The organism is Caloranaerobacter azorensis DSM 13643 (assembly GCF_900129995.1).
In the GTDB taxonomy this organism is placed as follows: domain Bacteria; phylum Bacillota; class Clostridia; order Tissierellales; family Thermohalobacteraceae; genus Caloranaerobacter; species Caloranaerobacter azorensis.
This window is the reverse complement of record NZ_FQXO01000113.1, coordinates 1-5532: the sequence shown is the minus strand read 5'-3', so window position 1 is coordinate 5532 and position 5532 is coordinate 1. Positions and strand designations below refer to the sequence as shown.

Sequence of the window (5532 nt, the reverse complement as noted above, 5' to 3'; positions counted from 1 at the left end):
GAAAGAAAAGAATGTTGCAGATAGATATTATTGAAGATATAAGAGATGAAAGATTTACTATAGAAGCTGATTGGATAAATCCAATATTTGAAAAAACATAATTTAAAATAAAACTGGAAATTGATTATTAAAATTTCTTGGGGTAGGGGGAGGTGTAACTATTTTTAAGACCTATCGGTCTACAGGCTTCCCAGTTATTCAAGTAAATGTTAAAAAATAAAATTTTAGTAAAAACAAATTTTTTACTGGAAATTTGATGCGAAATCTCTGATAATTTATCGATATTTTTACCTTCTTTCGCAGATATAAATAATTTAGGACCGCTAATATTATATATCAAATCTTCTTCTTTAATTTTATCTACTTTATTAAAGACGGTTATAATAGACTTGTCAGAAACCTTTAAATCTTTAATAACATCTAATGTCGTTTTAATCTGTATATCCAAATCTTTATTAGTACAATCGACTACATGAAGTAATAAATCTGCATATTTTATTTCTTCCAAGGTACCTTTAAATGCTTCAATTAAATGAGTTGGCAACTTACTTACAAAACCGACCGTATCTGTTATTAAAAAATCATGCCCATTAGGTAATTTTGCTTTTCTTAATGTTGTCTCTAATGTAGCAAAAAGCATATCATATGCAAATACTTCTTTATTCTCAAAATCTTCACCACAAATATTTAAAATAGTATTTAATAACGTAGATTTCCCTGCATTTGTATACCCAATTAAAGCAACGATTGGCAGTGAGGATTTATCTCTACGTTTTCTCTTGACTTCTCTAACTTTTTTTACTTCTTGTAATTGCCTCTCAATTTCTGAGATTCTTCTCAATATATGTCTTCTATCAATCTCCAATTTTTTCTCCCCAGGGCCTCTAGTTCCAATACCCGCACCTGTTCTTGATAAAGACTTACCTAATCCTATCAATCTAGGTAGCCTGTACTTTAATTGTGCTAATTCAACTTGTAATTTTCCTTCTTTAGTTGTAGCTCTATTTGCAAAAATATCTAATATTAATGTAGTTCTATCAATAATCTTTCTTTCTACTATATTTTCAATATTTCTAATTTGCATACCAGACAATTCGTCATTAAAAACGACAGTATCTATATCTAACTCATCACAATATAATCTAATTTCTTCAACTTTACCTTTACCTATAAAATAAGAAGAATCTATTTTGTTTCTCTTTTGAACAATACTTGAAATTGGTATTCCTCCAGCAGCTTTTACTAATTCCTCTAGCTCTTTCATTGAGCTTTCTATACTAATCTGTGATTTTTTCTGTAAATCTACCCCTACCAATAAAACTCTTTCATCTTCTGGTATATTATTATAAATTACCATACATTCACCTCTGCATTTATATCTTTGCTATTAATATAATATATCAATTTAAAGTTTATTTCCATACATATTTAATCAGGTATAACATTAAGTATTTCATTCTCTGGTACTTTAATATAGTATTGAGGTACATCTCCTACTATAACCGTTTCAGCTATTGGAACATTAGTTGATACTTGTATTATATCTGAAGTCAAAGGAACGATAATTCTTACATTAGTCTTTATTGTTAAGAAAACTTTATGCCTAGTCTGATTTATCCCCGATTCCTCAAATTCTGTTGTAAAATCCACAGTCACTGTACCTTGTGGTACTATATTGATATTTATTTTTGGCCCCCATTGAGATAATATTTGACTGTTAAGTGCATTACCTAAAGGAATTTTTATATTACTTGCTGCTATTTGTCTCATGTTTTCTTGAACCTCTAACGCTACTTCAGAAGCGATACTATTCATTAAAACTGTATTAGCTTGCATCATTGTAATTTTACCTTGATTATCATATTTTACAAAAATTAAATCATTATAATTAATATCCTCGTTTATTTTTGCTCTCACTGCATCATTTATTGCCTGCGTTGCTATCATTCTTGCTTTAGCTTCACAAATAGCTAAAACAGTTGGTTTAATATTTCTATCTATTATAATAAATCCATAAACTATTAAAACTAATATTACAACTAGTATAATAAATGTTTTTCTTTTTTTACTCCTAGCTTGTTTCAAAATAAACACCCCTCCTATATATTATATGCAGAAAAGGTAAAACAGTACCTATGTTCTCCCCTGATTTAACAAACTTATGTTTATATGTTATAATTAACTTTGATGTTGGTGCCCTCATTTTAAAGGAGGTAATATTATGACGGAAAACAAGAAAAAATCCAAAAAGAAGAAAAAAATAAGTATACTAAAATTCATATTAATTGTCTTATTAATGGTAACATTTATTATTGTTGGTTCTGTTGGAGGCCTTGTATTTGCAGTTATTAAAAATACCCCAAAAATTGACCCAACAAAAATTGATTCTATGTTAAGCGAAAATTCAGTAATTTTAGATAAGAATGGAAACCTAATTGAAAAAATTGAAACTCAAGAATATAGAACGATAATAGAAGACCTTGATGAAATTCCAGATTATCTAGAGAATGCTTTTATTGCCATAGAGGATACAAGATTTAGAAAACATATAGGAATAGATTTTAAAAGAATAATTGGTGCTTTAATTGAAGACATAAAAGCAGGAAAACTCGTACAAGGCGGAAGTACAATAACTCAACAGCTTGCAAGAAATATATATTTAAATCGTGAAAAAAAGATTACTAGAAAAATTAAAGAAGCTTATATAGCAATACAAATTGAAAGGCATCTAACAAAAGATCAAATTTTAAAGCTATACCTTAATACTGTCGACCTAGGTAAAGGCGCTTTTGGAATCCAAGAGGCTGCTCAAACATATTTTTCAAAAAATGTTAATGAATTAACTATAGCAGAAAGTGCGCTACTAGCTGGAATACCAAAGAGCCCGACAATATATTCTCCATATATACTGTTAAAATCTGAAAATGTTGATAAAGATAAATACTATATTATTGGAGAATACGATATATATGGAACAAAATATACCGCTGTCTTCAACAATAAGGCTCTTGAAAGACAGAGATTGGTACTAAAATTAATGAGAGAACAAAACTATATTACTGAAGAAGAATATCAAAAAGCGCTTAATGAGGACATAAAAAAAGCCATAAAACCAGGGCAGAAAAAGATAAAAGGTATTTCTTCATACTTTACTGATTATGTAAAAGAACAAGTTTTAGATACTTTGGTAAATAAATTAGGATATACGAAAGAAGAAGCCAAAAGGGAATTATATACTGGTGGTTTGAAAATATACTCCACTATGGACATTAATATGCAGCACAAAGTCGAAAAAATTTATGATAATTTTGTTAATGTCATATTAGGAAATACGTCTAAAACTAGTGGACCTGTATTAATAAGCTGGTCAAAAGATAAATATGGAAATGTTCTAGATAGTTATAAAAAAATTATACTTTATAAAAAAGAAAATCTATTAGATAGCAATTACAATTTAATTATTGAAAATGGAACCTATAATTTTTCTAATGGCGATTTATTAATAAAAAACAAAAAACTAAATATATATCCAAAAACTATAGATATAATAGATTATTATACTATTGATAACAACAAGAATCTTGTTACACATACTGTAGGTTCTCTTAATATTTCAAAAGATAACTATTATATAGACAAGAGCAAAAGGTTAGTTATTAAAAGTAATTTCTTAAATAAAAATAAAGATTTTTATAAAGTCGATGGAAATAAAAATCTTTTGATTAATCCAAAGTATTTCTATATTAATAAAACGGGCGTTGTACAACCACAATCCGCTGTAGTAATTATGGATTATAGAACAGGCGAGATAAAGGCTCTAGTTGGTGGAAGAAATGTTAAAGGTAATAAAGTCCTCAACAGAGCAGTTCATTCGCAGAGACAACCCGGTTCTGCTATAAAGCCGATAGCAGTTTATTTACCAGCTTTAGATAATGGTTATACTGCAGCTACAGTAATCGATGATATCCCTCATTACGATAGCAAAGGCAGATTATGGCCTAAAAACTGGAATAGAAAATTTTTAGGTTTAACTACTTTGAGAGAAGCTGTTGAGCAATCGATGAATGTTATAGCAGTAAAAGTATTAGAAGATATAGGTATTGACACTTCAATTGAATATTTAACTAGATTAGGCATAATTAATGAAAATGACCCAAGTAAAGATAATTTCGTATCAAGGAGTGAAAATAGAAGAGTAAACGATGAAAATTTAGCTGCACTTGCTCTTGGAGGATTATCAAAAGGATTTACACCATTGGACATGACTAAAGCTTATGCTGCAATTGCTAATCAAGGCATTTATATTGAACCAATTACCTTTACCAAAATTGTTGACAGAGATGGTAATGTTTTATACGAAAATAAAACTCTTAAAAATAGAGTTGTTACGCCTCAAGTGGCTTATCTTATGACTGATATTCTAAAAGGGGTTGTAACAAGGGGTACTGGTTGGAGAGCTCAACTTTATCAATATAATACAACAATACCGGTTGCAGGGAAAACTGGTACGACACAAAATAAAGCAGATGCTTGGTTTATCGGATATACCCCATATTATATTGGTGGTGTTTGGATAGGTAATGATAATCCAGGAATAAAACTATCACAAGGTAGTAAATTAGCTTCTATCTTATGGAAAAATATTATGAAAGAAATCCATACTGGGTTTAAACCTAAAAATTTTGTTAAACCTCAAGGACTTGTTGTTAGAGAAATTTGTACAGAATCTGGCAAACTAGCAACAGATTTATGCAAAAGAGATCCACGAGGAAGTACTGTTAGGTCAGAAATATTTATAAAAGGAACAGAACCGACAGAATTTTGTGATGTTCATGTAGAAGCATTAATCGATACAAGTACTAATAAACTAGCAAATAAATTCTGTCCTCCAGAATTAGTTGAAAAAAGAGTATTTATAAAAAGAAAAACTCCATATATACCAGAAGAAAATAATGGATATATTCCAGCAGATTATCAATATACGCTTCCAACAGAAGTATGTGATGTTCACAGTCAAAAAAATAACTTTAATGATTGGCTGAATAAATGGTTTTTCAATAATACTGAACAAAATCCAGACAAAAATAAACATGAGGACGACCAAGAAAATATACAACCACAAGAAAATAATAGTGAAGACACTGATAATGAATAAAGAGGCTAAAAAGCCTCTTTATTTTTGTGTGCCGGGCATGCGTAACAACTAGGTGGTGAAAGTCCACTGTGGGGGTTGACCGTACCAACCACTAGCTAAAGGCAAGGGTGTCCATCGTGAGGTGGAATCTGAAGGAAGCCGGAGGCAAAATCCTGGTCCGAGGTACACGAACCACATTCGAGGCTGTATAAATCGGGTGAGTTTGCAAAACAAAACAAAGCCCAAAACGGTCCGAAGGTTTATGCAGTAAATGTGGCGGATATATGGGAGGAAAGTGGTTACGCTTACCCCGGGAGGTCTCAAGGGTACGTCATTTAGATGAATTTCAAAATGACAACCTATGCAGTGATGTATAGCTGAACCTTGAGAAGTCAGCA

General features: G+C 30.4%; 3 protein-coding genes. 1 reads left to right on the top strand and 2 read right to left on the bottom strand.

Annotation, left to right across the window (positions count from 1 at the left end):
• Positions 1 to 127: 127 nt before the first annotated feature.
• The gene (gene hflX / locus BUB51_RS12010; protein WP_073198021.1) at positions 128 to 1357 is read right to left on the bottom strand and encodes a GTPase HflX; all 1230 of its coding nucleotides are present in this window, start codon (positions 1355 to 1357) and stop codon (positions 128 to 130) included.
• Positions 1358 to 1428: 71 nt separating this feature from the next.
• Positions 1429 to 2085: a sporulation protein YunB gene (gene yunB, locus BUB51_RS12005; RefSeq protein ID WP_073198019.1), complete on the bottom strand. Its 657-nt coding sequence runs from the start codon at positions 2083 to 2085 to the stop codon at positions 1429 to 1431.
• A gap of 136 nt (positions 2086 to 2221) precedes the next feature.
• Between yunB and BUB51_RS12000 the strand changes: the two genes are divergently transcribed.
• Positions 2222 to 5155, top strand: coding sequence for a penicillin-binding protein 1A (locus tag BUB51_RS12000; protein WP_073198017.1), 2934 nt, complete (start codon positions 2222 to 2224; stop codon positions 5153 to 5155).
• The last annotated feature ends 377 nt before the right edge of the window (positions 5156 to 5532 follow it).

What these genes read in the sequence shown, in the direction of transcription:
- hflX (WP_073198021.1), bottom strand. Translation starts at nt 1,357, where the DNA reads ATGGTAATTTATAATAATATACCAGAAGATGAAAGAGTTTTATTGGTA.
- BUB51_RS12000 (WP_073198017.1), top strand. Translation starts at nt 2,222, where the DNA reads ATGACGGAAAACAAGAAAAAATCCAAAAAGAAGAAAAAAATAAGTATA.